We start from the raw sequence: 26,399 nt of genomic DNA, 5'->3' as shown, positions 1-26,399 counted from the left end.
AGGCTGGATTTTTAAAGTGTAGCAAAAGTGGTCACGATGCGTTGGCAAACCTCTTCCAGTACTGACTTCGGCATAGCTACATTGAGGCGGGCATGAAGAGTTCCTTCTTCCCCAAAGTCCAAACCTCGGTTCAAGATAACCTTGGCTTTATTCTTCAAAAGCTCTTGCAAGCGGTCATCCGTTAGGTCATAGGCTGAAAAATCAAGCCAAATCAAGTAGGTACCTTGCGGTTTCATGACCTTAATCTTGGTTTCGTTGTCCAAAACATCCACTACATAGTTAATGTGGTCCTCGATAACTTCTTTTAGTTCTCCTAACCAGTCCTTACCATAACGGTAGGCAGCTTCTGTCGCCAAATAACCCAAGCCTGAGATTTCATGTTGGTTATTGGCCAACTGGCGTTTTTGGAAAGCCACACGAAGCTTGGGATTTTCAATAACTGCATAGGAATTCTTGGTCCCAGCAATATTAAAGGTCTTAGTGGCACTACTCAAGATAAGGGCAAAGTCTTTAAAAGCGGGATCAATGGTATTGAATGACTGGTGTTTGCGACCAAAGAGAGCCAAATCTTGGTGAATCTCATCTGAAACCAACAAAACACCATGTTTTTGGCAGAGATGCCCAATCTTTTCTAACACTTCCTTTTCCCAAACACGTCCACCAGGATTGTGGGGATTGCAAAGGATATAAAGCTTCACATCCTCTTCTACCAATTGATTCTCCAACTGGTCAAAGTCAATCTCAAACAGCCCATCCTTTTCCACCAAAGAATTGGTAATCAATCTACGATTATTCAGTTTGACACTGCGGGCAAAAGGTGGATAGACTGGTGTGTTAATCAGAACAGCCTCTCCTTCTTTTGTAAAGGCTTGAATAGCTGTTGAAATAGCTGGTACCACTCCCTCGATAAAGACGAGGGCATCCTTGTCAAAGTGATACCCGTGTTGACTGACTTCCCAGTCCTGAACCGACTCAATCAAAGCATCACTAGCATAGGTATAGCCATAGACCAACTGATCTGCGTAGGCTTGTACAGCTTGTCGAACTTCAGGCAAAACCACAAAGTCCATATCTGCTATCCAGGCTGGTAGAACTTCGCGATCAGCTTCTGATTCTTTCCATTTATAGGTATGGTGCCCAAAACGATTGGGCAGGCTTGTAAAATCATATTTTCCCATATCTATCTTATCCTTCCAAAGCTTGGCGCAAGTCCGCAATCAAATCTCTAGCATCTTCAATCCCAATTGACAAGCGCAAGAGGTCATCTGTTAAGCCATAGGAATGGCGCACTTCTGCTGGAATATCCGCATGGGTTTGAGTCGTCGGATAGGTGATCAGACTCTCTACCCCACCCAAACTTTCCGCAAATGAGAAGACCTTGAGGCTATTTAAAATATGAGGAATACGTTTTTCATCCACTACTTTAAAGGAAATCATGCCTCCACGTCCAGTATAGAGCACTTCCTTGACAGCAGGTGAATCCTTCAAAAAGGCAACCACTTCTTGGGCATTGGCTGTAGAACGCTCCATACGAAGAGGTAGAGTTTTAAGGCCACGAATCAACTGATAACTATCAAATGGTGACAAGACCGCACCTGTCGTATTCAAATTGTAGAACAGTTGCTCATATAGTTCTAAACTATTAGTCACAACGACCCCAGCCAAGACATCATTGTGCCCTGCTAGATACTTGGTGGCAGAATGAAGAACGATATCCGCACCATCTTCAATCGGACGTTGGTAAATCGGACTGTAGAAGGTATTGTCCACCACTACCTTGGCACCCTTGGCATGAGCTAGTTTGGCTAGTTTGGCAATATCAAATTCCAACATCAAGGGATTGGTTGGTGTTTCAATATAGAGAACATCCACATCTTTCTCCAACTCAGCAATCAACTCTTCTTCTGTATTGGCATAGGTAAAATGGAAACGGCCTTCTTGCTCGACTTGATTGAACCAACGGAAAGAACCCCCATACAGATCGCGTACAGCCAAGACTTTACTTCCTACTGGAAAAACACTAAAAGCTAGTACAATCGCAGCCATACCTGAGCTTGTCGCTAGGGCATAGTCTGCTGATTCGATTGCAGCCAAAACCTCCTCCGCCTTACTGCGAGTTGGATTTTTAGTACGGGTATAGTCAAATCCCGTAGACTGGCCAAACTCTGGATGCTGATAAGTGGTTGAAAAATGAAGCGGTGTTACCAAGGCACCTGTAGCCTCATCTGACTTGATTCCCGCCTGGGCCAAAATTGTGTTGATGTGTAGTTCTTTGCTCATACAATACCTCCAAATCTATAGTAACTATTGTATCATTTATTTTCACCAACTCATTTTCTTGTTTTCAAGAGCTAGTTATAGTTTCAAACTATATAAAAACGATAGTTCCTTTAGAAACTATCGTTTTTCCTGTTGAATAGACTGGTTATTTAACGTGTTTTGCCAGTTCTTCTTGGGCTTTTTTATTTGATTCTTCTTTTTCTTTCTGCCATTTTTCTTTAGCTTTTTCATACTCATCAGTCGTTACAGTCTTATCTTGCAACTTGAGGTACTTGTATGATTCGACACCCTTATTTCCAGCTTGTGAGAATGGCGCTGAGAATGGAACTGTCTTTCTCAAGCCAGGTGTTCCACCTTGAGAAACGTTTGGAATTGCAAGGGCGCTATCAACGAGCCAAGCTTGAATTTCAGCATATTTTTCATAACGTTTCGCTGGATCTTGCTCCTTGTTCGCTTCTTCTAACATTTGAGTGTAAGTATCCAGACCAACTGCCTTGGCCTTGTCATTGACCTCACCTGGTTCTAGACCAAGGTTTTGCAACATACCACCGTTATTGACATTTAGGATATCTAGATAGCTTGATGGATCCAAGTAGTCAGCACTCCAACCGCCATTATAGATATCAAAGTCTTTTTGAGCTGCGGTTTGAGCGAGGTAGCTAGAATTATCGTAGTCATCTGTCGATAATTGTTGGATATCGATAACCACATTCTCAGCTCCTAGAACAGATTCGATGGATTGTTTCAAAGAGCTCGCTTCAAGTACACCTTTTTTAGCTGATTGGTCTACAGATACATCCAAGTGGATTGGGAATTGCACACCCTTAGCTTCCAATTCTTTCTTAGCTTCTGCAAATTTAGCTTTAGCCTTGTCAGGATTGTAGTATGGGTCTTGCGCATCTGCAAAGTTGATTCCTTGCCATTCTTGGCCATAGTTGACCATCTTTTCTGAAACAACATCGCCAAAGTCTTTTCCGTTGATACTTACAAATGTTGGAGGTACAACCAAGTTACGAATAATCTTTGTTGCTCCTTCTTCCCCTTGAGATTGTGCTCCATAGGCTGTACGGTTATAAGCATAGTTGAAGGCTTGACGGAAGTTTTTATTCAGAACTGCTTCTTGGGTTGATTTCTTTTCGATATCTGATGTTTTAGACGTGAAGTTATAAGATTTTCTGTCCAAGTTGAAGTTCAAGTAATAAGAAGTTGCATTCTGCATACTATAGATGATGTTATCCTTGTTCTTCTCTTTAATTCCTTCAAAGCTTGAGCTATTTGGATAGAGACGCGCGTAGCTGTAGACTCCTTCTACAAAGTTACGAGCTAGGGCATCTTGGTCACTACCATCATAGTAAGTCAATTTCACATCATCCACAAAGACATTTTTAGCATCCCAGTAATTTGGATTTTTCTTGTATTCGATAACAGATTTTGAAACAAACGATTTCATCAAGAAAGGTCCACTGTACAAAATGCTAGAAGGATCTACCTTACCAAAATCATCCCCTTTTGATTTCAGGAAGTCTGCATTGACAGGGAAGAGAATGGTTGAAGTTGTTTTAGAATTCCAATAAGGTTCTGGACGTGTCAAAGTATACTGAACTGTTTGGTCGTCAATCGCCTTAACACCGACAGTTGAAAAGTCAGTTGTTTTCCCGTTGATATAGTCATCCAAACCTGCTACAGAGTCTTGAACCAGGTACAAGGCTTCGGATTTTTTATCAGCAGCATATTTCAACCCAGTGACAAAATCTTGCGCCGTTACAGGGGCGTATTCTTCACCCTCATAGGTATACCATTTTGCATCCTTACGCAATTTGTAAGTATAGGTCAAACCGTCCTGAGAAACAGTCCAATCCTCTGCCAACGATGGAACATAGTTACCGTATTGGTCATTTTCCATCAATCCATCTACCAAATTAGTAACGATGTCGTTGGTTGTTGCCCGGTTTTCTGCAAGATAGTTCAAACTAGATGGATCGCTCGAATAAACATAGTTATATGTTTTAGAAGAACTAGTTGAATTTCCACATGCGCTCAGTAAGATACCTGCGCTTAACACGACACTTGCAAGTGTCAGATACTTGGCCTTAGACTTTTTCATTTCCAGAACCTCCTGTTTTAAAGATTTGTCTTATTATACAGCTTTGGTTTTATTTAGTCAAGTAATTTCTGAAGAAAAACTTAAAAAACATATTTTTCTACTCTTGATTTTAGAAAAAGTTCTCTTTTTTTAAGAAAAATGTAGTATAAAAACCTTTCTATTAAAGAAAGGTTAAATTCATTACTTTTATTTATAAATCTTTTTACGATATTTTCAATCGTGTACGTAGTCGGTCCGCTTGGGCTTTACCTATTATCTTGTCTAAGAGTCGTGTCCGTAGGCTCATCAAACCATAGAGACCTCCTCCAAGCCCTCCGATGAGAGCTACGTAAAGGAAACTCCAGAAACGTCCACTTGGTTGGAAGACAAAACCGAGTAGCCACTGCAAGAAGCCAACTAGGATGAACATGACAAGGGTTAAGATGGTAATCAAGATAGTCCGCTTCAAGATTATCTTTCGACGAGCACCCGTTACCTGGCAGATGTCTCGGTACATCAAGACATTCGGAATAATCAAGCCGATAGTCGTTGAGATCAAGGGACCGTAGCTGTGAAAAATGGCAATGGTTGGCAATTGCAAGACGATCTTAGCAATGGAACCATAGACAAAATAAAGAACTGCCTTGCGATTTCGGAACATGGCCTGAAGCATAGGGGACAAGACCATATACAAACCTAGGATAGTAGACTGCAAAACTGCAAAGACAAACAAGCCCATGGCCAGACTATCTGGCTTACCGTAAAAGACTGTGTAGAGCGGTTCTCCTACCATAACAACCCCAACCGTTGCTGGTAGCAAGAATAAGAAGAGCATGGTGAGGCTATCTTGGACTAAGCGAGCCGCTGCCCGCAAGTCGCCTTTTACATAGTTCTCCGTCAACAGCGGCAAACCAACACTACCAATTGAAACTCCCACAGAGATTAAAATCATGGTAATTTTATTCGGATTGGCAGAGAAATAAGAAAACATGACAACCAAGTCTTCATTGCTGTAGTTGGTAAACCACTTCATACTATTGATAAAGGTCATCTGGTCTAAAATCTGGAAGAGCTGGATGGCTGATCCCGTCAGGATAAAGGGAATGGCTTCCTTGATGGTATCGACTAAGAGTCGCTTACTATTGATCCTATCCCGTGTTTCAAAGACTCTTTTGAGCAAACCTTCTTGGGCAAGGAAATAAATCAAGACTGCAAAACTTGCCACCATCCCCACAAAGGCCGCAAAGGTCGATTGAGTAACGGCTGATAAGTAGTCACCAGACCCCATCTTCATAATGAAGAAGGTCGCCAACAACATCCAAATAACACGAATTACCTGCTCGGTGATTTGGCTCATAGCATAGGGTTTGAGGTTATTCATCCCTTGGAAGAAACCTCGGATGACACTCATAGATGGGAAAATCAAGACCGCCCAAGCCAAGCTCTGCATGATGGGAATCAGATCTTTCCCCACACCTGACAAATCTGCTAGCCAGGGAGAAAAGAGATACAAGACCAAAGCAAAGACTAAGCCCAAGCCCATCATAAAGCTTAGGAAACTCCGAATCAAGGCAAAGCTATGCTCTTCTTCTCGCATAGTATTGTACTTAGCCACTTGTTTGGCAACCGCAACTGGAATACCAGCTGTCGAAATCAGCAAAAACCAGGCGTAAATATTGTAGCCCATGGTAAAGAGACCATTTGCCTTGGCTGCATAGGTTCCCATCCAGATATACCAGGGAATAATGTAGATAGCCCCAAGAAGGCGACTAATAAAGTTACTAGCTGTTAGCCAAGCAGTCCCTCGCAACATCTGGGCCTGCTGGTGATTGTTTTCGTTAGACATAGCTTCCTCATTCAATTTTGATAACTAGGAAATTTTCCTCATCTTCCATTATAAACTTTTCCTTGTTACTTGTAAAATTCAGACTTTCGGTTTACAATAGAAAGTATGATAAAGATTGAAACCGTGTTAGATATATTAAAGAAAGATGATCTCTTCCGCGAGATTATCGACCAAGGACACTACCACTACAACTACAACGCAGTTGTTTTTGATAGCATCAGTTACGACAGCCGAAAAGTAAAAGAAGGCACTCTTTTTTTTGCAAAAGGCGCTGCCTTTAAAAAAGAATACCTTCTTTCTGCTATAACTCAGGGCTTAGCCTGGTATGTTGCCGAAAAGGACTACGAAGTCGGTATCCCCGTCATCGTTGTGAACGATATCAAGAAAGCCATGAGTTTGATTGCGATGGAATTTTATGGTAATCCGCAAGAGAAACTAAAAATTCTCGCTTTCACAGGGACAAAAGGAAAGACAACATCTGCTTACTTTGCTTACCACATTCTATCTCAACGCTACCCAACAGCTCTCTTGTCAACTATGAATACAACTCTAGATGGCAAGACCTTCTTTAAATCTTCCTTCTCAACACCTGAAAACATCGATCTTTTCGACATGATGGCTCAGGCTGTTAAGAATGGTCGAACCCATCTTGTAATGGAAGTCTCTAGCCAAGCCTATCTTGTTCATCGAGTCTATGGCCTGACCTTTGATGTAGGTGTCTTTCTCAACATCACTCCTGACCATATCGGACCGATTGAGCATCCTAGCTTTGAAGATTACTTCTACCACAAACGTCTCTTGATGAAAAATAGCCGAGCAGTTGTCATTAACAGCGACATGGATCACTTTTCTGTACTGAAAGAACAAGTGGAACATCAAGAACATGACTTCTATGGTAGCCAGTCAAGCAATCAAATCGATAACTCCAAAGCCTTTAGCTTTTCAGCTACAGGTAAACTCGCTGGTGATTATGATATTCAACTCATTGGCCACTTTAACCAAGAAAATGCCGTTGCTGCAGGACTTGCCTGCCTCCGTCTAGGCGCTAGTCTTGAAAATATCAAAAAGGGAATCGCTGCAACCCGCGTTCCTGGACGTATGGAAGTCCTGACTCAGAAAAATGGAGCCAAAGTCTTCATCGACTATGCCCACAATGGCGATAGTCTTAAAAAACTGATTTCTGTTGTTGAAACTCATCAAACTGGAAAGATCGCTCTGGTTCTCGGTTCGACTGGAAACAAGGGTGAAAGTCGTCGCAAAGACTTTGGCCTCCTCCTCAATCAACATCCTGAGATTCAAGTCTTTCTCACCGCTGATGACCCCAACTATGAAGATCCAATGACCATTGCAGATGAAATCAGCAGCTATATCAGTCATCCTGTTGAAAAGATTGCCGATCGTGAACAAGCCATCAAGGCAGCTATGGCCATCACAAATCAAGAACTCGATGCCGTGATTATTGCTGGTAAGGGAGCTGATTGCTACCAGATCGTCCAAGGAAAGAAAGAAGACTATCCCGGAGACGCAGCTATCGCAGAACGTTATCTATAAAAAAATCAAGGGAATGTTTCCCTTGATTTTTTTAGTCTTCTTTCTTAAATGAATTTTTAAGACCTTCAACGGCACCTTCTACAGCACCTTTAGCTTCTTCAACAACTTCTTTTGCTTTCGCAACTGTTTTTTCTACAGTACCTTCTGCTTCTGTCTTGCTATCGCCAGTAACTTTACCAAATCCTTCTTTGATAGCACCAGTTGCTTGATCCAATTTATTTTCAAGTGACATAGCTCTGTCTCCTTTGCTTTTAATACGATAAACGTTATCGCTTACATTCAGTTTATGCTTATTCTTTAGCAAAGTCAAACAATCAGCTCAAAATGAAGCCATTAAGACAAATAGAAAGTCAACCGTTCCTTATCAAAATCAGCAGCCAACTCATACTTCCCTTCTTCGTTTTGCACAACATAGCCCAAGACGACTAGACTCTCAACGAAGATATCACGACGTTTCTGTATCAGTTGGTCTTTTTTGAGAAACTTGAGTAAAAAGGTCGTCATATACTTGAGGGCGTACTCAGGATTGACATCTCCCAAAATGGCATAGAGTTCCTGCTGTTTTTCTGTCAAAGGATATTGATTCTTGACCTTGTAAAAATAATTAGACAGGGTCATTTTTTGCCTTGCAAAGTCCGTATATTCGATTAAAATGGCTACATTGGTTTGATTGCGCAATTCCGTCTCAAAAGTCTTCTCCAGCAAGCCTCGATAGACTGGACTGTCCTCTCTGATAAAGATCTCTTGATCAAGGGCTAAATCATCCGTAGATTCTAAAAAAGGGAGATTGAGCGAATAGTGTTTATTTTCCCTTAGAATCAAGCCTGCCTTTATATACTCTTCCATAAGCTTATCAACTGATACATCTGGAAACTGGGCCTTGATTTCTCGTAGAATCACATCGTCATGCTGGTCCAGATAGTCAACCAAATCTATAAAAAATAGTTGTCGAGTCAAACGAGAAGGATTAAAAATCTGAATCATGAAGATTCCTTTCTTTACATTTTAAAAGAGGGGATGCTGCTAACTGACTAGGATTGGTCCCCGGCTGATTCAGAGGCACGGCTATTCCTAGTTCTCTATAGTATTTATTCCAGAAATCACTAATTTCCTGCTCCCCGTCCCCAAATTGCATCGGAATAGTCTCAAAAATAGGCAGGATTTTTGCGATATACTGGGAGCAATAGAATCCTTCCCCATCAGGGTAAAAAGAAGAATTATAAGGAGCTCCAAGATGTTGGTTAGCTCTTTTCTTTACTTTTTGAATATCTATTTTTGGATAAAGATAAAGATCATACAGACAAGCTGGCTCTAAAAAGTCTCTTAGTTCTTGACAAATGACACCAGCTTGCCCACTAGCATGGTAAATGAAACCGTCCAAAAAGATGGCTACATGACTATAGTTCCCCGTAGAAGCCTGGATAGCCTGCCCCATATCTGAAAGGTCCTTCACAAAAATCAAATCACCATTTTCTAACATCTTTCTCTCCTAGAAAAAAAGGAGCCGAAACCCCTTTAGCTATATGGAAAACACTGTTTTCTCGTGTCAATCTCCAGTCAAATAATTACCATTTAAATAATTCATTGACTATATTATAAGAATCACTCTAGCTGAAAATAATAAAGTAGAACCAAACTTCCAAAAGACAGAGCTAAGTAGAGGATTCCTATTTGCAATCCATACAAATACCAAAAACTACCACTAACTAAAATAAAAATCGATGTCTCAGCAACGAGGCGACGCCATTTTTTAAAGGCATGTGGAGATTTTGGTGCCATATATCGCGCCCAAAATAAGATTAATAGAACTGCTAGAAGAAAAAATAGGAATTTTTCCAGCCAAGAAATTTGTATCACAGACACGGAGAAAAGACCAAGGATTGCTACAACCTCAACCAAAAAGCGCAGTCCTTCAATCAATCGCATCATGCTATCACCTTCTATAAATAGTCAAATTAACAGTTCCAAATATTCCTTAAGAATTACCCATTAAAGCTCTCAGTCAACTGAGGCACCACTTGTTTCTTACGTGAAACAGCACCTGGAAGGAAAGCGTGGTTGTTTTCAAGTTTGAAGTTGAAAGCTGCTTCGACCTTGTCCATGTTTGACCCAAGAGCCAAAATTTCTGAGTTTGAGTTGACGATGTCTGTAATCATCAAAACAAAATCTGAGTAGCCGTTTGCTGCATTAGCTGCTTGCATTGCTGCTTCGATTTCAGCTTGACGTTCCAAGACTTCAGCAATATCAACTGTATTGACTTGGGCAACACGAACCTTATTTCCGTTGAGTTCAAAGGTCTTAGCATCGATGTCAATCAATTCTTCAGCAGATTTACTAGCCAAGTTTGTACCAGCTTTCAGCATAGCAAGACCGTACTCTTCCAAGTTGACACCAGCTAATTCAGCCAATTCAGGCGCAATCACTTTATCAGATGGGTGAGTTGTTGGAGATTTCAAAAGAAGAGTATCTGAAATCAAACCTGAAAGCATCAAACCTGCGATTTCTTTAGGAACAGCTACACCATGCTCTTTGAACATGCGATAAACGATAGAAGACGCTGATCCAACTGGTTCCAAACGCATGTAAAGTGGGCTGGCAGTTTCAAAATTAGCCACACGGTGGTGATCCACAACTCCGTAAACTTCTACTTCAGCAATATCTGACACTGATTGTTGGAATTCATTGTGGTCAGTCAAGATGACTTGCTCTGCACCTTCTGCTTTAGCAGATGTGATGACGCGTGGTGCTTCTACACCAAAATAGTTCAAAACAAAAGCTGTTTCTTCATTAGGAGTTCCAAGTGCTACAGCTTCTGTGTCCAATCCATAAGCCTCTTTTGCAAGGTAAGCAAAGGCTACAGATGACCCGATGGCATCTGAGTCTGGATTTTGGTGACCAAATACTAGAATCTTAGACATGATAATACCTCTTTAAATTTATTCATCTTATTGTAGCACTTTTTTCCTCTTTTGACAAAAGTAAGAGGAGCCAAAGGACTCCTCGTTAGACATCAATATGGTTGACTAGATTTTTCTCTTGATTTTCGGATAAAAATCGTTCTTTCTGTGGTCTTTTCTTGCGTTTAAGGAGAGCCTCTGCAGACATGGCTTCTTCCTTAGTGGCAAAACCCTGAGCATAGATGAGTTTGACTGGCAAGCGAGCTCGGGTATACTTGGCTCCCTTACCACTATTATGAACGGCAAGGCGCCTCTTCACATCCGTTGTATAGCCCGTATAGTAAGACCCGTCGCGACACTCCACCACATACATATAGGCCTTATGATCCATAGTAAATCTCTTGAATTTCTGGTGTATAGGAACCATCATCATTGTGAACGATGAGAGGTGGCAAGACCTTAAAGCCACTCGTTGAGCCATCCTTGATAGCTTCGATTAAGAGCATATTGGCCTCCTTCTCACGTTTAGGATAGACAAATTGCAGGCGCTTGGGTGCCAAATTATGGCGTTTGAGCATGTCCAAGATATCCAAGAGCCGATCTGGACGATGAACCATAGCCAAACGGCCATTAGACTTGAGAATACTCTGAGCACTTCGGCAGATTTCTTCTAGGTTAGTCGTAATTTCGTGTCTGGCCAGAAGGTAGTGCTCACTCTCGTTGAGATTAGAATGCGGATCCACCTTAAAATAAGGCGGATTACACAAAATCATATCCACCTTACTTCCCTGAGTGTGGGCAGGCATATTTTTCAAATCATCACAGATGACCTGCATCTGCTCTTCCAAGCCATTCAATTGAACCGAACGCTCTGCCATATCCGCCAAGCGCTCCTGAATCTCTACAGATATTATCCGCGCCTGAGTACGTGAACTAGCAAAAAGTCCCACTGCACCATTTCCAGCACAAAAGTCCACAATTAAACCCCGTTTAGGGAAGCGAGGAAAGCGTGACAAGAGAACACTATCCACCGAATAGCTAAACACTTCTCTATTTTGGATGATCTTGATATCTGTCGAAAAGAGCTGATTGATTCGCTCTCCTGGTTTTAATAATTGTTCTTCTTTCATACTTTTATTATAACAAACGATGTTAATATTACAAACGATTTAGATAATTGTATTTATGGCTTCTTCTTTAAATGCTCTAATGCCTCACGCGTCCAAACAGGCATCATTCGTCCAAGTGGTGCAAATCCGTGCTTAATCCGATCATTTGAAAAACGTCTCCGTCTTGGCAATTGATGTTTTTCCTCTTCCAAAGTACGGATAGAAAGACTAGCCTTCCCAGTGTATTCGTCAAAATCCACCACCTGAACTTGGACTTCATCGCCAATTTTTAAAATGTCATAGATATTTTCAATAAATCCCGTTCGAATCTCCGAGATGTGAATCAGCCCTGTCACCCCTGTCTCTAACTCAACAAAGGCACCATAGGGCTGAATTCCTGTAATACGCCCAGTTAGCTTATCACCAATTTTCATTCTAGTCCTCAATTTCAATCGTTTCAATTACTACATCTTCAACTGGTTTATCCATTGCACCAGTCTCAACAGCTGCAATGGCATCCAAGACCGCAAACGAATCTGCATCTACCAATTGCCCAAAAACAGTATGGCGGCGGTCAAGGTGAGGAGTTCCACCTTGTTCTGCATAAATCTCAGCGATTGGTTCTGGCCATCCACCACGCGCAATCTCTTTCTTAGAGTATGGCAAATGTTGGTTTTGCACGATAAAGAACTGGCTACCATTGGTATTTGGACCCGCATTAGCCATAGAAAGGGCACCACGGATATTATAGAGTTCTTCTGAAAATTCATCTTCAAAAGAGTCGCCGTAGATTGACTCACCACCCATACCAGTACCAGTTGGGTCTCCTCCTTGGATCATAAAGTCCTTGATAATTCGATGGAAAATGACACCATCATAGTAACCGTCTTTTGACAGAGCAACAAAGTTGGCTACTGTTTTGGGAGCATGTTCAGGGAAGAGCTTGATACGCAAGTCTCCGTGATTTGTCTTAATAGTCGCAAGAGGACCTTCTACTGCTTCAATGTCTACTTGTGGGAAATGCAATTCTTTTTCTACCATACCAAATCCTTCTAAGGCATCAAAAATGCCATCTTCTTCTACTGTTTTTGTAATATAATCTGCTTTTTCTTTGATTTTATCATGGGAAACACCCATAGCAATACTGATTCCAGCATAATCAAAGAGTTCCAAGTCATTGAGACCATCCCCAAAGACCATAACATTCTCTGGTTTCAAGCCTAGATGTTCTACAACCTTGGCTACACCAGTTGCTTTGGAACCTGAAATCGGCACGATATCAGATGAATGTTCATGCCAACGAACCATGCGAAGTTTATCCGATAAAGACTCTGGTAGGTGCAAGTCATCCCCTTTATCCTCAAAGGTCCACATCTGGTATATTTCTGCTTTTTTATGAAAGTCAGGATCCACACCCAGGTTCGGATAAATCGGATCAATAGCCTCACTGATCAGTTCTGTTCGCGTGGAGAGTTTGGCGTCATGACTACCAACCAAGCCGTACTCAATTTCCTCTTCCTTTGTCCAAGAGATATACTCCTCAACATCTGACTTGTCAATCTGATGTTGATAAATGACCTGGCCTTTTTTATCTTCGATATAAGCCCCATTTAGGGTTACAAAAAAGTCCGGTTTGAGCTCACGAATCTCTGGAACGACACCGAAAATACCACGCCCAGAGGCGATTCCTGTTAAAATTCCTTTTTCACGTAACTGTTTAAAGACAGTGGGAATTGTAGCTGGAATAAAACCTGTCTTTGACGTACGCAAGGTATCATCAATATCAAAAAAGATGATTTTAATCTTCTTTGCCTTGTATTTTAATTTTGCATCCATCTCTCTACCTCTTTTTTATCACTCCTTCCATTATACCATAAACCTTAGGAAATTCCTTTTTTGAAAAAAGATGAAAATCCTATCAAAAAGAGAGCCAGTATAACTAGCCCTCTCTTTTCATTCTAGAACATCTCTAGAGCAATCATGGTAATCATCGTTGCATCATAGTAGTTGTCCAAAGGTAAATCTTGTGTGAAAATGTATTTATTTTGCTGAAGAAGTTTCAGATAACCTTCTCCCTTGTCAGACGCATAGGTAATCGGTGCCAAGAAACTACCTGCCTGGTATTGATTGAGGGCCGTTCCGTTCAAGTCATAACCAGCATAAATGCGTTGCTCTTTCATAAAGAAATCCATCATCTTTTGAACGAGTTTTTGGCTTCTTTCATCCTGGCTCTGTGACAAGTGATAAGGCAAACGACAAGCGTTATAAGAGTACGCTCCATCATATTGAGATTCGATAGTGTTGGCATCAACAAGACGTGCCCCTGACTTCTCAGCCCAGATAAAGTCTGGCAAAAGACCCGTATCAGAATGAGAACTGATTTGCTCCAGTTGCCCAAGCATCTTATCCTTAATGTCTAACCACTGTTGGTTTCCAGTCAGGTCATAGAAAGACTGGAAATAGTGGGGAAGGGTATCAGACGTCCGCATTAAGTAATAATAATCGGAATCCTTGTTTGCCCAGTTTCCTACTGTTAAAACACCTGTCTCTTCATTGTAATTGTATCGAAGAATATCTTCTAAGATTTTTTTAGCTTGCGCTTGGTATTCCTGCGCTTTATCTGGCCACTGCTTGGCAGCTTCAATCAAAGAATAAGCGATATAGAGATCACCATCGGTTGCGTTTTGCTTCTCAACCGTTTCGCTACCATTTGTGATCACTTGCTTCCAAGACATCAACTGCGTTCCCTCAATACGATGATTTTGATAATAGCGATAAAGATTCTCAAAATCTGCTTGTGTCGCTTGCCCTTTTTGGGCTGCTAAAACCGTTATGAGCATGCCGTAACTTTGGGCTTCAGATAGAACTGTTGTTCCCTCCGAATCACTCGTCGTACGAACATAAGACTGATCGCCTTTTGTAACGAGAAACTGTTGGCTCCATTGGCTGTAAATTCGATTCCGCATCTCGATTTTAGTCCTTCCTCTTGCCAAAAACAAGGCTAAACAAAAGATAGAAAGAATGAGCACAAACCAGACATATTTTAATTTATTCGTTTTCATAGAACCTCCTATCCTGCAAATCGCTTGGTTTTAACCCACTTGGTTTCTTTCCGTCGGAGTACTTTGTCCAGCACGATTGAAGAAATGGAATCAATGGAAACAACGATAAACATCTGTGCATAAGTGAAATAGGCAGCCAAAGCCAACCAGATTTGCTTTGTAGTAGCTTGTCCAAATTGACTTGCCAATGCTGTCATAATTTGCATCAAATAAAGACCAATCATGAGAATCCAGTTGAAGAGCATGAGCTGGGCGATGTAGATATTGTCCGCATCAAAAGCAAATGGAACCCTGACATCTGGGAAGAAAAGATTAAGACAGATTGCTAGCACATTCGCTAGGAAAATCAAATCCGAGAGGACAATGGCAAAGTTAAACCAAAAGAAAACACAAGAATAGTTAAAGACTTCTAGTTTAACACGCCAGTTTGCTCTGCCAAATAAATGCTTAAAGTTCGAGAGAACTACTTCATAATTTCCTTTAGCCCAACGTTTACGCTGCATATAGTAACTCTTTAAGGTCTCAGGTTCTTGTTGGAAAGCCTCTGAATTATAGGCAAGGGCAATCAATTTCCCACTCTGCATGATTTTGAAGGAAATATCGGTATCCTCAGTCAAGGCACCATTTTTCCAACCACCGATACTCTTTACAAAGTCGGTTTGAATAATAAAGTTGGTCCCTGGGATACGCCCAATTTTAAAGAGATGCCACATCCCAACATGGTGCACCCGCTGGGTAACAACGATTTCTTGGTTGATACAACGAGTCAAAAAATTTTGATTGGCATTTCGAGTCTTGTTGCGACCGAAAGATGCCACGTGGCGTTCTGGGTCCTTTATCACTTCTTTGACAAGGAAATAAAGGGCATTTTTTTCAGGCATGGCATCTGCATCATAAACACAGATATATTCACCCGTTGCCATCTCTAAGGCATCGTTTAGAACGCCTGCTTTTCCTCCCGTACCAGTACGGTCGATAATAGTCAGATTTCTTCCTACATATTCAGGCAGAGCTTGTACAGACAAACACTCTGCATAGGTGTTATCCGAACAATTATCTGCAAATAGAAGCAACTCCACACGATCGTGAGGGTAATTCATATCCAAGATAGCTTTTGCCGTCTGGGCAATAACCACATCCTCATTATGAGCAGGAACAACAATGGTAACCTTAGGGTAATAAGGTAGTGGCGAGGTATCCACACGAAAATCACTGTGTTTAAACCAAAAGTGAACAGCTGAAAAGAGAATTACCAAGCCCCAAGCTAGAGAAATCCAAATTGTAAGCAAGGTAAAAATCATTAACATTTGACTAATCATGATTCACCGCCTTAAAATTTTTGTTCACTCGATGGTAGAGAATATTGTATGCAATAAATAGTATAATAAAACAAATGCCAAAGGTGAGACTGAGTCCCAAAGCAATGCCAAAAAATATATTGGTTAGAGTCATGTTTCCCTCCTAATATTCTACAATTACATCTGTCTCTAATTGACGCTTGAGATTACTGGCAACATCCGAGTAGTTTTGGTATTTATCTTTATTATCAGAGTTAATCATCAAGTAACCTGTTTGGAATTGAATTCCTTGGTTTCCATCTTCTCCATGAAAAACTAAACTGCCTAGTTTCTCCTGCAAACCATTCAAATAGAGTTGCTTCAAAGAATCTTGACTACTATTAGATAAAACAAGAAAATTCCCATCTGAAACGTAATAGAGCTTATCATTGTAACTCAATCCCTGAGCAATTACCTTTTGAATGCGACTGAGCATCTGGTTATACTCTCTAGGTTTTATCTGGAAGAACAAATCTTCATGTGCCCAATGAATCAATAAGGACTGTACCGTCACATCACTTTGTTCAGTTACCATAGCCTGGTAATCTGCTCGAGCTGCGTCCTCCTGTTCTTGGACCTTTGAGGTCACCTTGAAGAAATAATAACGAACCTTAAGTAGAATCCCAATCAAAAGAGGAAAACTGATTAATAAGAAGACCAGTTGAATGATTGGGATATAAACCACACCCGCAACCAAAACGATAAGTCCAAGCCCAAATGTTAAGATAAGGGTCCAAGTAAGCAAAAGGTCAGATAATACTAACACTGCAAACAAGGCTAAAGCTAAAAACAAAATTTGTTCTAAAATAATCTCTCGAGCAAAGAAAAAAGAAAGCCCTAAAAGAAGCGACTCGCACCCCAGAAAAGCGAGGAGCCAATTCCTAAATTTATTCCATGTTTTCATTATGCCTCTTCCCCCTCTTTAAATTCAGATACAGATTCAGCCATTCCAAAATAATGTTGTATAGCACGAACGATTCGTTCAGATGCCCTTCCATCTCCATAAGGATTTGGTGCCTGAGACATTTTTCTATAAAGAGTTCCATCTGTTAAGAGTACTGCCATAGCCTCTTTCACACGTGCTGGATTCGTACCAACTAACTTCAAGGTTCCTGCACGAACCCCTTCTGGGCGTTCCGTCGTGTCACGAAGGACGAGAACAGGTTTGCCGAGGGAAGGCGCCTCTTCCTGAACACCGCCAGAGTCGGTCATGATAAAATAACTTCTTGAAGCCAAATTATGAAAATCGAATACATCTAAAGGTTCAATCAAGTGGATGCGATCATGACCAGCTAAGATATCTTTTGCTGCTTCTTGCACAGCAGGGCTAAGGTGAACAGGATAAACAACTTCAATTTCCTGATGAAGATCGACCATCTCACGTAAAGCTGCAAAGACATTTCTCATTGGTTGACCTTGATTCTCACGACGGTGCATGGTTACCAATACAAGTTTCTTATCTGGATCCAATTGATCTAGAACTTCATGATAGTAATCCGATTGAACGGTTAGTTTCAAGGCATCAATGGCTGTATTTCCCGTAATGACAATAGCAGACTCAGGATGATTTTCCTTGAGGAGATTTTCTTTACTCTCACTAGTTGGAGCAAAATAAAGATCAGCAAGGTTATCTGTCATCTGACGATTCATCTCTTCTGGGAAAGGAGAATACTTATCAAAGGTCCTCAGACCAGCTTCAACGTGGCCGATACGTACCTGATTATAGAAAGCAACTAAACTTGCTGCAAAAGTTGTCGTTGTATCTCCATGAACAAGAATCATATCTGGACGTTCTTGCTTAACAATTGGATCAAACTTTTCTAAAATTTTTCCAGTAATATCTAAAAGGGATTGATTTTGCCCCATAATATCCAAGTCATAATGCGGCTTGATGCTAAACGTTTCAAGAACTTGATCTAACATTTGACGGTGCTGAGCTGTCACAACTGTAATCGTCTCAATACTATCACTATGTTTTTGCAATTCTAACACTAAAGGGGCCATTTTAATAGCTTCTGGTCGTGTTCCAAAAACAACCATCACTTTCAATTTCTTCATTATGGTATCCTTCTACTATAATAAAATTTGACACATCAGATTAATCTTTATATCGAATTATTGCGCAAATCAATTAATTTGATTATCTTAATTATTTTACCGCTAATTAATTTATATGTCAAATTTTTCCAAGTATATTATTGCATTTAATTTAATTTTAAATAATCGTAATATTTTTGTAACGCTGTTATTTACAGCTTGTAAACCTTATACCTTAAAGTTTTCTTAAAATTTTTTTGAGTGAAGTATTTTTTAAACATTCTAAAAATTACCATTATCTAAATATTTATTTTTTCTTAATAATTCAGATAATTATATTTTAGCGTTTCATAGAATGCATCTCATTTTCTAATACGAAAAAATCCCTCTCTAATGAAAAAGGAATTTACGACTTCTTGCTATTTTAAAGTTAAACCTTATAAGATCTATCTTAAATCAAATCTTTTGACAGATATAAAACAAGGTCACCGATATCTTCACAAATAGCATCCATAGCCGGTCTGTGATTTTGATACCAGACGCCCGAACCATCTGGAATATAACCTCGTTTGATATACAATCTCTGGGCAGGTCCATATCCTGAATGGAGCCCAACACCAAGGGTCACCTTATCTGATATAAGCTTAACTCGTTTTTCCGCTTCTTCCATCAAGAGATTTCCAATACCTTGATTTTGAAAGAGCTCAAAGACATTGAAATCTGAGAGTTCTGGATAGATTTCTGCAAAAGGACCATGTTTAGCAGAGGGCAAAATGGTAATGTAGCCCGCTAAAGCATCCTTAACCTCTGCAACTAAGACTTCTCTCTCCCCACTTTCTTGCTCCTTAAAGTATCGAGTTAAAATCTCCTCTCTACCCGGCCAACCTTGATTGATAAAACCTTGGGATAGTTCTTTAACATCAGATGTTTGCATTTTTCTAATCAGACACGTTGTTTCCATAAGGTACTCCTTAAAAGTCTTCTCCCACTATTATAGCACGATAATAGAGATAAAAAGAAAAAGAAAGACCTGTCAAACTAAAAATAGAATCCTACTAGACCCCAAAATATCTGCTTTTGATTGTTCACAGTAAGAATCTTAATTCGCTTTCTTGTTTCCGAGCTCATGAAAAGAGGTCCCCCGGATCCAACTCGCTCTCTCATTTCCATACTCGTAAAAAAGGACCCGTAAGGGGCTTAATTCGCTTTCTTATTTTCAAGCTCATGAAAAGAGGTCCCCCGGATCCAACTCGCTCTCTCATTTCCATGCTCGTGAAAAAAGACCCGTAAGGGTCTTTTCTTTAATCTTCGTTTACGAAAGGCATCAAAGCCATTACGCGAGCGCGTTTGATAGCTGTTGTTACTTTACGTTGGTTTTTAGCTGAAGTTCCTGTTACACGACGTGGAAGGATTTTCCCTCGTTCTGAAACGAAACGGCTAAGAAGCTCAGTATCTTTGTAATCAACATATTCAATTTTATTTGCTGCGATGTAATCAACTTTTTTACGGCGTTTGAATCCGCCACGACGTTGTTGAGCCATGTTTTTTCTCCTTTATAGTATTAATTGTCCATTAGAATGGTAAATCATCATCTGAAATGTCCAATGGATTTGTTGCTCCGAATGGATTTTCAGAACGTGAAAAGTCTGGTACTGGGTTTGCAGGTGCTGATTGACCAGCAGTTGGTGCAGAATAAGCGCCACCTGAATGTCCTTCACGCACTCCGCGGCTTTCCAACATTTGGAAATTATCCGCCACGACTTCTGTTACGTAAACACGTTGTCCTTGCTGGTTATCGTAACTACGAGTCTGGATACGACCTGTGATCCCGATAAGAGAGCCTTTTTTAGCCCAGTTAGCAAGATTTTCAGCCTGTTGGCGCCACATAACGACATTGATAAAATCAGCCTCACGTTCGCCATTTTGACTCTTAAATGTACGGTTTACTGCAAGAGTAAAAGTCGCAACTGCTACATTTGATGAGGTATAACGCAACTCAGCGTCACGCGTCATACGCCCTACAAGTACAACATTGTTAATCATAATCTACCTTCTTACGCGTCAAGTTTGACGATCATGTGACGAAGAATGTCAGCGTTGATTTTTGAAAGACGGTCAAACTCTTTAAGAGCTACGTCGTCGTTAGCTTCAACGTTAACGATGTGGTAAAGTCCTTCGCGGAAATCTTGGATTTCGTATGCAAGACGACGTTTTTCCCAGTCTTTTGATTCAACAACAGTTGCACCGTTGTCAGTCAAGATAGAGTCAAAACGTGCTACCAAAGCGTTTTTCGCTTCTTCTTCAATGTTTGGACGAATGATATAAAGAATTTCGTATTTAGCCATTGATATGTTCCTCCTTTTGGTCTAATGACCCCCAGTCTTTGCAAGGGGTAAGTGAGGTTCGCTCACAATAAACCATTATACTAGAAAAACTGATAGATAGCAAGTAAAAAAGATAAAAGTGAAAAAATAACTTTATTACTTAGAAATAACATCCTCTTCCAGTTTCAAAGCTCCGGCCATCTCTTTCAAAATGAAAAATAGCAAAAAGCTGGCTAGTACTAAAATGAGCCCTAAGTAAAGGAAGGCTACTACAAATCCTAGATAGTCAATCAACCATCCCGTCAGAGGAAAAATGATAATCATGCTTAGGCTGAACATCATAGAGTAGACACTTAGCATGGTTGCCCGTACCTCACTTGGGAGTCGCTTTTGTAAATCATTATCAAAAATCGGCTGAAAGAGAGCATATAAGGCGTTACTGATCAAATAAACCAAAATATAAATCAGCGGCGTACCAAAGTGGGAAAGCAAATAAGTTCCTCCCGTCAAGAGTACAAGAATGGGAAATAACTTTAAGGCTGAATACTTCTTTCCAATCTTACTTGCTAGATAAACTGCCCAGATATTCAAAACACTGCCCATCAACATGACCATCGAAATCTGCCACCCTTCTAAGTCGGGAAGTTGATTTTGATAGTAAAAATAAAACATGCACATCAGTGTCCCGATGATTTGGGAAAGAATCATCCAACTAAAAAGACTGGGGTTTCTCCGCAACTCCTCTTTGACAGTCCAGATTATTTTTTTCATTGTCAGACGCTCAGATTTTTGCGCTTTAACACTAGGCTCTTTTAGCATCCAAGTTAGGAAAAGAACGATTATAGAAGTAACAATCATGATATAGTAAGTCAAGTGCAATTGACCATGGACAAAAAATCCCGCTAAAACGGTCCCCAAAGACCGAGTTCCTTCTGCTACTCCTGACATAAAACTGGAGATGGACAAGTAGCGCTCTTTTAATCCAGCCTCCACGGCCGAATCATAAACCATGGCTGCACTCGTCCCCGAATCAAAATTATAAGACAAGGCACTCACCACCATAGCGAGTGCGTAAATCCAAAAATTACCTTGCCCTGCTAACATGAGAATAGACGAGGCAATCCCAGCTATTCGACTTAAATATAGATTGGTTTTATAGGAATAGCGGTCAGCTAACATTCCCGAGGGAATTTCACAGATGACACTGGTGGCATGAAAAATACTTTCCAATAAGCCAATCTGCCAAAGCGACATCCCGTTTTGACTGAGAAATAGAATCCAAAAGCTGGTAATACCCAGAAAGGCAAAAAATTCCACACCAGCCATGAGACCGATATTCTTCCGGTAATTTCGTTTAAACATAGTTTCTCCTTTAACAAGTGTATTTGTATCTTTGTGTTTGTCACTTGTTAAGCTGTGCTTTACATGATCTCCACCTCTTCTTTCTTCTACTTTGAAAAAACGCCCTAAGGGCGTTTTGATTTATTTTATGGTTTGAGACGGTGCAACATACGTGGGAATGGAATGGCTTCACGGATGTGTTTGGTTCCAGCTGCGAAGGTTACCATACGCTCGATACCGATACCAAATCCTCCGTGTGGAACTGTACCGTATTTACGAAGGTCAAGGTAGAATTCATACTCTGTACGATCCATACCAAGTTCTTCCATCTTAGCGACAAGAGCATCGTAGTCTTCCTCACGCATAGAACCACCGATGATTTCTCCGTAACCTTCTGGTGCAAGCAAGTCTGCACAAAGCACGCGCTCTGGATTTCCAGGAACTGGTTTCATGTAGAAGGCCTTGATAGCTGCTGGGTAGTTCATGACAAAGGTTGGTACACCAAAGTGGTTTGAAATCCATGTTTCGTGTGGTGAACCAAAGTCATCTCCATGCTCCAAATGCTCGTAGTCAGCATCTTCATCATTCTCATGCTCTTGCAAGAGATCAATAGCTTGATCGTAAGTAATGCGTTTGAATGGCTCAGCAATGTAGCGTTTCAAAAGTTCTGTATCACGTTCCAAAGTTTCCAAGGCTTGAGGTGCACGGTCAAGAACACCTTGAAGAAGGGCTTTTACGTAAGCTTCTTGCAAGTCAAGTGATTCATCGTGTGTCAAGTAGGAGTACTCCGCATCCATCATCCAGAACTCCGTCAAGTGACGGCGTGTTTTTGATTTTTCAGCACGGAATACTGGACCAAAGTCAAAGACACGGCCAAGAGCCATAGCTCCTGCTTCTAGGTAAAGCTGACCTGATTGGCTCAAGTAGGCTGGTGTTCCAAAGTAGTCTGTTTCAAAAAGTTCTGTTGAATCTTCTGCCGCATTTCCTGAAAGAATTGGGCTATCAAACTTCATGAAGCCGTTCTTGTCGAAAAACTCATAAGTTGCATAGATGATAGCGTTACGGATTTGCATCACAGCCACTTGCTTACGAGAACGAAGCCACAAGTGACGGTTGTCCATCAAAAAGTCTGTTCCGTGTTCTTTTGGAGTGATTGGGTAGTCTTGAGATTCACCGATCACTTCGATATCTGTAATATCGAGTTCATAGCCAAACTTAGAACGCTCGTCTTCTTTGACAATCCCTGTCACATAGACAGAGGTTTCTTGACTCAAGTGTTTGATCGTTTCAAATTTTTCAAGACCTACCTCTTCACCAAATTTTTCAATGAAGTTTGGTTTAAAAGCAACTCCTTGGAAAAAGGCTGTTCCGTCACGCAATTGCAAGAAGGCAATTTTCCCTTTTCCAGATTTGTTGGCAACCCAGGCTCCGATGGTCACTTCTTGACCAACGTAGTCTTTTACATCGATAATTGTTACACGTTTTGTCATAATCTATCTTCCTTTTTTCGTTTAACTTGTCCGAAGACATCATTACCCACTATTTTACCATAAATAGACTGCGATAGCTAGGTTCTACTAGAGAAAAATCGCGAGATTTTCGTTACAAAAAATCTTCGCTAAAAAGGCGAAGATTCTAAGTTTTATTTTTCCATAAATTGATGCAAACGGCGAATAGCTTCTTTCAAAGTATCCAAGTCTGTGGCATAGCTGAGACGAACATTTTCTGGTGCTCCAAATCCAGCTCCTGTAATCAAGGCAAGGCCGACTTCTTCGAGAATAGCCGTTGTAAACTCTGTCACATCGGTATACCCCTTCATCTCCATCGCTTTTTTAACATTCGGGAAGAGATAGAAGGCTCCTTGGGGCTTGACAACTTCAAATCCTGGCACTTGGCACAAGAGTGGATAAATGGTATTCAAACGCTCTTCAAAGGCTTGGCGCATGGTTTCAACAGAGTCTTGCGGTCCAGTCAGGGCTTCAATGGTAGCATATTGCGATACGGCAGTCAAGTTAGAGGTCGTTTGTCCTGTTAGTTTGCTCATGGCAGCGATAATTTCAGGATTTCCCACCGCATAACCTACTCGCCAACCAGTCATGGCATAGGCCTTAGATACACCGTTAATCACGATGGTTTGCTTGCGAATGGCTTCTGACAGACTAGAGATTGGAACAAATTCATTCCCGTTATAAACCAAACGACCATAAATATCATCTGCTAGGATAAGGACATCATGCGCAACAGCCCAATTTCCGATAGTCAAAAGTTCCTTGCGAGAGTAGATCATACCGGTCGGATTCGATGGCGAATTGAGAACCAAGACCTTGGTCTTATCTGTTCGGGCTGCTTCTAGCTGCTCTACTGTTACTTTAAAGTGATTGTCTTCTTTAGCCTGGACAAAGACTGGCACACCTTCTGCCATTTTGACCTGGTCTCCATAGCTGACCCAGTATGGTGTAGGGATGATGACCTCATCACCTGGATTGACCACAGCCATAAAGAAGGTGTAGAGAGAGAACTTAGCACCAGTGGCAAAAGTAACCTCGTTGGCTGCTACAGAATACCCATAGTGGCGTTCAAAATAGGTATTAACCGCTGCTTTTAACTCTGGTAGGCCTGAAGCAACTGTATAAAAGGAAGCGCGTCCATCTCGAATCGCTTCTATCGCTGCATCCTGAATGTTTTCAGGAGTATGAAAATCAGGCTGTCCCAAGGTTAAGAAAAGAACATCCTTTCCCTGAGCTTTTAATGCTTTGGCTCTTGCATCACTAGCTAGAGTGACGCTTTCTTCCATTTCTAGTACACGTTTGGATAGTTTCATATGCCCTCCTTATTGGATCACTGCTCCTGTTCCAAAGTCAACCAGATAGTACTGGTTTCCTGACTTAACTTCCCAAATCGGCTTGTCCTGATAACGACCAAAAGTAATCTTGTCAATGTCGCTAGCTCCTTTTTCCCTCGAAATCGTCGCTGCCTTGTCTTGAGAAATCCCCTTATCAAGCTGATAAACATAAATCTTGTGGTCATTCTTTTCAATCAGTACGGCAATGGCCTCTTGCTTTTTATTATGCCCCAGAACACTGTAATAACCCTCTAGTCCATTATAGAAATCAACCTGATCTGCCTTTTCCAATTCTGCATACTGCTTGGCTAGTTTTTCTCCTTCAACCCTAGCATCTTGATAGGGTTTCATGCTGAGTGATATCAGATAAAGGAAGGAAGTTGTCATGACTAGTACTACCAGAGCAATGCCAATTCCATACTGTAAAAGTAGCTTGTTTTTTGCTTTTTTCTGTCTTAGTTTCACTCGTCTATTTTACCATCTCTCCTCTTTTATTACAAGTGAAGACAGGAACATTCTAAGATTCTTTTCCTATAAAATAGAAGTTCTTGTTTTTCTCTCTCATTATTGATAAAATAACCTTATGAAACAATATTTGAAAGAGAAAATTTCCGATAATCAATTAGACTTAAAAACGGCTATCGTCCTCAATAAAGCCATACGGACTTTTAAACCATATGAAGCTAAGGCTGCTAAAGAACACGGGCTAACACCCACCCAATTTTCCGTTCTGGAAACCCTCTATAGCAAGGGGGAACTACGCATTCAGGATTTGATTGAAAAAATGCTAGCCACTTCTGGAAACATGACTGTTGTCATTCGAAATATGGTTCGAGATGGATGGATTTCTAGAACTTGCGACCCCAAGGATCGTCGCTCCTTTTTCCTGAAATTAACACCTGCAGGACGCAGAAAAATCGAAGAGGTTCTTCCTGACCATATCGATTCTATCGTAGAAGCACTCAGCATCTTGGAAGATGGCGAAAAGGAAGACTTAATCCGCATTTTAAAAAAATTTAAAAATTTGTGAGCACATTTATTGCTAATTAGTATCATTTGTTGTAACATGGATGGTAACAAAAGAGTTCGCTCTTTGAATTTTAAACTAAAGGAGACACAACATGTCTAAAAAAGTATTGTTTATCGTCGGTTCACTACGCCAAGGTTCTTTCAACCACCAAATGGCCCTCGAAGCTGAAAAAGCACTTGCTGGAAAAGCGGAAGTTAGCTATCTTGATTACTCAGCTGTTCCTCTCTTCAGCCAAGATTTGGAAGTTCCAACTCATCCAGCTGTAGCTGCTGCTCGTGAAGCAGTCCTTGCTGCGGATGCGATCTGGATCTTCTCTCCAGTCTACAACTTCTCTATCCCTGGAACAGTAAAGAACTTGCTTGACTGGCTCTCTCGCGCCATTGACTTGTCTGATACACGTGGTGCTTCTGCCCTCCAAGACAAGTTTATCACTGTCTCATCTGTAGCCAATGCCGGTCACGATCAACTCTTTGCTATTTACAAAGACCTCTTGCCATTTATCCGTACACAAGTCGTTGGTGACTTTACAGCTGCTCGTGTCAATGACTCTGCTTGGGCAGACGGAAAATTGGTGTTAGAAGAAGCAACCGCTTCGTCACTTGCAAAACAAGCGGACGACCTTCTTACAGCCATCAACTAATCAAACAAAAACCAGCTCGA

The 26,399-nt window shown here is 40.9% G+C and carries 28 protein-coding genes; 3 read left to right on the top strand and 25 right to left on the bottom strand.

The window, feature by feature from the left end; all coding sequences use genetic code 11:
* Window positions 1–11: 11 nt before the first annotated feature.
* From HMPREF1518_RS04785 to HMPREF1518_RS04770, 4 genes are all read right to left on the bottom strand, one after another.
* A complete protein-coding gene (locus tag HMPREF1518_RS04785; RefSeq protein WP_033584502.1) occupies window positions 12–1,178 on the bottom strand; it encodes a MalY/PatB family protein in 1,167 nt (388 codons plus the stop codon).
* Window positions 1,179–1,185: 7 nt separating this feature from the next.
* Window positions 1,186–2,280 carry a cystathionine gamma-synthase gene (locus HMPREF1518_RS04780; protein ID WP_000031946.1) on the bottom strand — a complete coding sequence of 365 codons (1,095 nt, stop codon included), beginning with the start codon at window positions 2,278–2,280 and terminating at the stop codon, window positions 1,186–1,188.
* Between the two features lie 145 nt (window positions 2,281–2,425).
* Window positions 2,426–4,384, bottom strand: coding sequence for a peptide ABC transporter substrate-binding protein (locus HMPREF1518_RS04775; protein ID WP_033584499.1), 1,959 nt, complete (start codon window positions 4,382–4,384; stop codon window positions 2,426–2,428).
* A gap of 202 nt (window positions 4,385–4,586) precedes the next feature.
* A complete protein-coding gene (locus tag HMPREF1518_RS04770) occupies window positions 4,587–6,209 on the bottom strand; it encodes a putative polysaccharide biosynthesis protein (protein ID WP_033584497.1) in 1,623 nt (540 codons plus the stop codon).
* A 105-nt stretch (window positions 6,210–6,314) separates the two neighbouring features.
* Between HMPREF1518_RS04770 and HMPREF1518_RS04765 the strand changes: the two genes are divergently transcribed.
* Window positions 6,315–7,760 (top strand): UDP-N-acetylmuramoyl-L-alanyl-D-glutamate--L-lysine ligase, encoded by a 1,446-nt coding sequence (locus HMPREF1518_RS04765; RefSeq protein WP_033584495.1) that lies wholly within the window; start codon window positions 6,315–6,317, stop codon window positions 7,758–7,760.
* Between the two features lie 31 nt (window positions 7,761–7,791).
* On the opposite strand, the gene HMPREF1518_RS04760 is transcribed toward HMPREF1518_RS04765, so the two are convergent.
* From HMPREF1518_RS04760 to HMPREF1518_RS04660, 21 genes are all read right to left on the bottom strand, one after another.
* Complete coding sequence (locus HMPREF1518_RS04760) at window positions 7,792–7,992, bottom strand: CsbD family protein (protein ID WP_033584493.1); 201 nt, start codon at window positions 7,990–7,992, stop codon at window positions 7,792–7,794.
* A gap of 101 nt (window positions 7,993–8,093) precedes the next feature.
* Window positions 8,094–8,744 carry a DUF1803 domain-containing protein gene (locus tag HMPREF1518_RS04755; RefSeq protein ID WP_033584491.1) on the bottom strand — a complete coding sequence of 217 codons (651 nt, stop codon included), beginning with the start codon at window positions 8,742–8,744 and terminating at the stop codon, window positions 8,094–8,096.
* Complete coding sequence (locus HMPREF1518_RS04750) at window positions 8,728–9,240, bottom strand: YiiX/YebB-like N1pC/P60 family cysteine hydrolase (protein WP_033584490.1); 513 nt, start codon at window positions 9,238–9,240, stop codon at window positions 8,728–8,730. The genes HMPREF1518_RS04755 and HMPREF1518_RS04750 overlap by 17 nt, the downstream gene beginning before the upstream one ends.
* Window positions 9,241–9,362: 122 nt before the next feature.
* Window positions 9,363–9,689: a DUF2568 domain-containing protein gene (locus tag HMPREF1518_RS04745; protein WP_000985026.1), complete on the bottom strand. Its 327-nt coding sequence runs from the start codon at window positions 9,687–9,689 to the stop codon at window positions 9,363–9,365.
* Between the two features lie 53 nt (window positions 9,690–9,742).
* On the bottom strand, window positions 9,743–10,678 hold the full coding sequence (locus HMPREF1518_RS04740) for a manganese-dependent inorganic pyrophosphatase (RefSeq protein WP_000036036.1): 936 nt from the start codon (window positions 10,676–10,678) through the stop codon (window positions 9,743–9,745).
* Window positions 10,679–10,763: 85 nt separating this feature from the next.
* A complete protein-coding gene (locus HMPREF1518_RS04735; protein ID WP_000349628.1) occupies window positions 10,764–11,048 on the bottom strand; it encodes a GIY-YIG nuclease family protein in 285 nt (94 codons plus the stop codon).
* Window positions 11,038–11,787 carry a tRNA1(Val) (adenine(37)-N6)-methyltransferase gene (locus HMPREF1518_RS04730; RefSeq protein WP_033584488.1) on the bottom strand — a complete coding sequence of 250 codons (750 nt, stop codon included), beginning with the start codon at window positions 11,785–11,787 and terminating at the stop codon, window positions 11,038–11,040. The genes HMPREF1518_RS04735 and HMPREF1518_RS04730 overlap by 11 nt, the downstream gene beginning before the upstream one ends.
* Window positions 11,788–11,840: 53 nt before the next feature.
* Entirely contained in the window at window positions 11,841–12,200 is a 360-nt protein-coding gene (locus HMPREF1518_RS04725) for a S1 RNA-binding domain-containing protein (RefSeq protein WP_000689619.1), read from the bottom strand.
* A 1-nt stretch (window position 12,201) separates the two neighbouring features.
* A complete protein-coding gene (locus HMPREF1518_RS04720) occupies window positions 12,202–13,602 on the bottom strand; it encodes a bifunctional Cof-type HAD-IIB family hydrolase/peptidylprolyl isomerase (RefSeq protein WP_033584486.1) in 1,401 nt (466 codons plus the stop codon).
* Between the two features lie 122 nt (window positions 13,603–13,724).
* Window positions 13,725–14,828, bottom strand: coding sequence for a glycosyl hydrolase family 8 (locus tag HMPREF1518_RS04715; RefSeq protein WP_033584484.1), 1,104 nt, complete (start codon window positions 14,826–14,828; stop codon window positions 13,725–13,727).
* An 8-nt stretch (window positions 14,829–14,836) separates the two neighbouring features.
* A complete protein-coding gene (locus HMPREF1518_RS04710) occupies window positions 14,837–16,147 on the bottom strand; it encodes a glycosyltransferase family 2 protein (protein ID WP_033584482.1) in 1,311 nt (436 codons plus the stop codon).
* Between the two features lie 142 nt (window positions 16,148–16,289).
* Window positions 16,290–17,069: a hypothetical protein gene (locus HMPREF1518_RS04705; RefSeq protein WP_033584481.1), complete on the bottom strand. Its 780-nt coding sequence runs from the start codon at window positions 17,067–17,069 to the stop codon at window positions 16,290–16,292.
* Window positions 17,069–18,223 carry a non-hydrolyzing UDP-N-acetylglucosamine 2-epimerase gene (gene wecB, locus HMPREF1518_RS04700; RefSeq protein ID WP_033584479.1) on the bottom strand — a complete coding sequence of 385 codons (1,155 nt, stop codon included), beginning with the start codon at window positions 18,221–18,223 and terminating at the stop codon, window positions 17,069–17,071. Before wecB ends, HMPREF1518_RS04705 begins: the two co-directional genes overlap by 1 nt.
* Window positions 18,224–18,653: 430 nt before the next feature.
* Window positions 18,654–19,163: a GNAT family N-acetyltransferase gene (locus HMPREF1518_RS04695; RefSeq protein ID WP_002878157.1), complete on the bottom strand. Its 510-nt coding sequence runs from the start codon at window positions 19,161–19,163 to the stop codon at window positions 18,654–18,656.
* 340 nt (window positions 19,164–19,503) lie between these two features.
* The gene (gene rpsR, locus HMPREF1518_RS04690) at window positions 19,504–19,743 is read right to left on the bottom strand and encodes a 30S ribosomal protein S18 (protein ID WP_000068664.1); all 240 of its coding nucleotides are present in this window, start codon (window positions 19,741–19,743) and stop codon (window positions 19,504–19,506) included.
* A gap of 31 nt (window positions 19,744–19,774) precedes the next feature.
* Window positions 19,775–20,245, bottom strand: coding sequence for a single-stranded DNA-binding protein (locus tag HMPREF1518_RS04685; protein ID WP_000609613.1), 471 nt, complete (start codon window positions 20,243–20,245; stop codon window positions 19,775–19,777).
* A gap of 11 nt (window positions 20,246–20,256) precedes the next feature.
* Entirely contained in the window at window positions 20,257–20,547 is a 291-nt protein-coding gene (gene rpsF / locus HMPREF1518_RS04680; RefSeq protein WP_001151775.1) for a 30S ribosomal protein S6, read from the bottom strand.
* Window positions 20,548–20,682: 135 nt separating this feature from the next.
* Window positions 20,683–21,888 carry an MFS transporter gene (locus tag HMPREF1518_RS04675; RefSeq protein ID WP_033584476.1) on the bottom strand — a complete coding sequence of 402 codons (1,206 nt, stop codon included), beginning with the start codon at window positions 21,886–21,888 and terminating at the stop codon, window positions 20,683–20,685.
* 125 nt (window positions 21,889–22,013) lie between these two features.
* Entirely contained in the window at window positions 22,014–23,357 is a 1,344-nt protein-coding gene (asnS, locus tag HMPREF1518_RS04670) for an asparagine--tRNA ligase (protein ID WP_000167137.1), read from the bottom strand.
* A gap of 152 nt (window positions 23,358–23,509) precedes the next feature.
* Complete coding sequence (locus HMPREF1518_RS04665; RefSeq protein ID WP_000777439.1) at window positions 23,510–24,688, bottom strand: pyridoxal phosphate-dependent aminotransferase; 1,179 nt, start codon at window positions 24,686–24,688, stop codon at window positions 23,510–23,512.
* A gap of 9 nt (window positions 24,689–24,697) precedes the next feature.
* Window positions 24,698–25,174 (bottom strand): cell wall elongation regulator TseB-like domain-containing protein, encoded by a 477-nt coding sequence (locus HMPREF1518_RS04660; RefSeq protein WP_033584474.1) that lies wholly within the window; start codon window positions 25,172–25,174, stop codon window positions 24,698–24,700.
* 118 nt (window positions 25,175–25,292) lie between these two features.
* Here HMPREF1518_RS04660 and HMPREF1518_RS04655 point away from each other — a divergent pair, with 118 nt between their 5' ends.
* Window positions 25,293–25,739, top strand: a complete 447-nt coding sequence (locus HMPREF1518_RS04655) for a MarR family winged helix-turn-helix transcriptional regulator (protein WP_000816318.1) — start codon at window positions 25,293–25,295, stop codon at window positions 25,737–25,739.
* Window positions 25,740–25,830: 91 nt separating this feature from the next.
* Window positions 25,831–26,379, top strand: coding sequence for an NADPH-dependent FMN reductase (locus tag HMPREF1518_RS04650; protein ID WP_033584472.1), 549 nt, complete (start codon window positions 25,831–25,833; stop codon window positions 26,377–26,379).
* The last annotated feature ends 20 nt before the right edge of the window (window positions 26,380–26,399 follow it).

It is taken from the genome of Streptococcus sp. SR1 (assembly GCF_000526075.1).
GTDB classification, from domain to species: Bacteria; Bacillota; Bacilli; order Lactobacillales; family Streptococcaceae; genus Streptococcus; species Streptococcus halitosis.
This window is presented reverse-complemented; position numbering and strand designations above follow the sequence as displayed.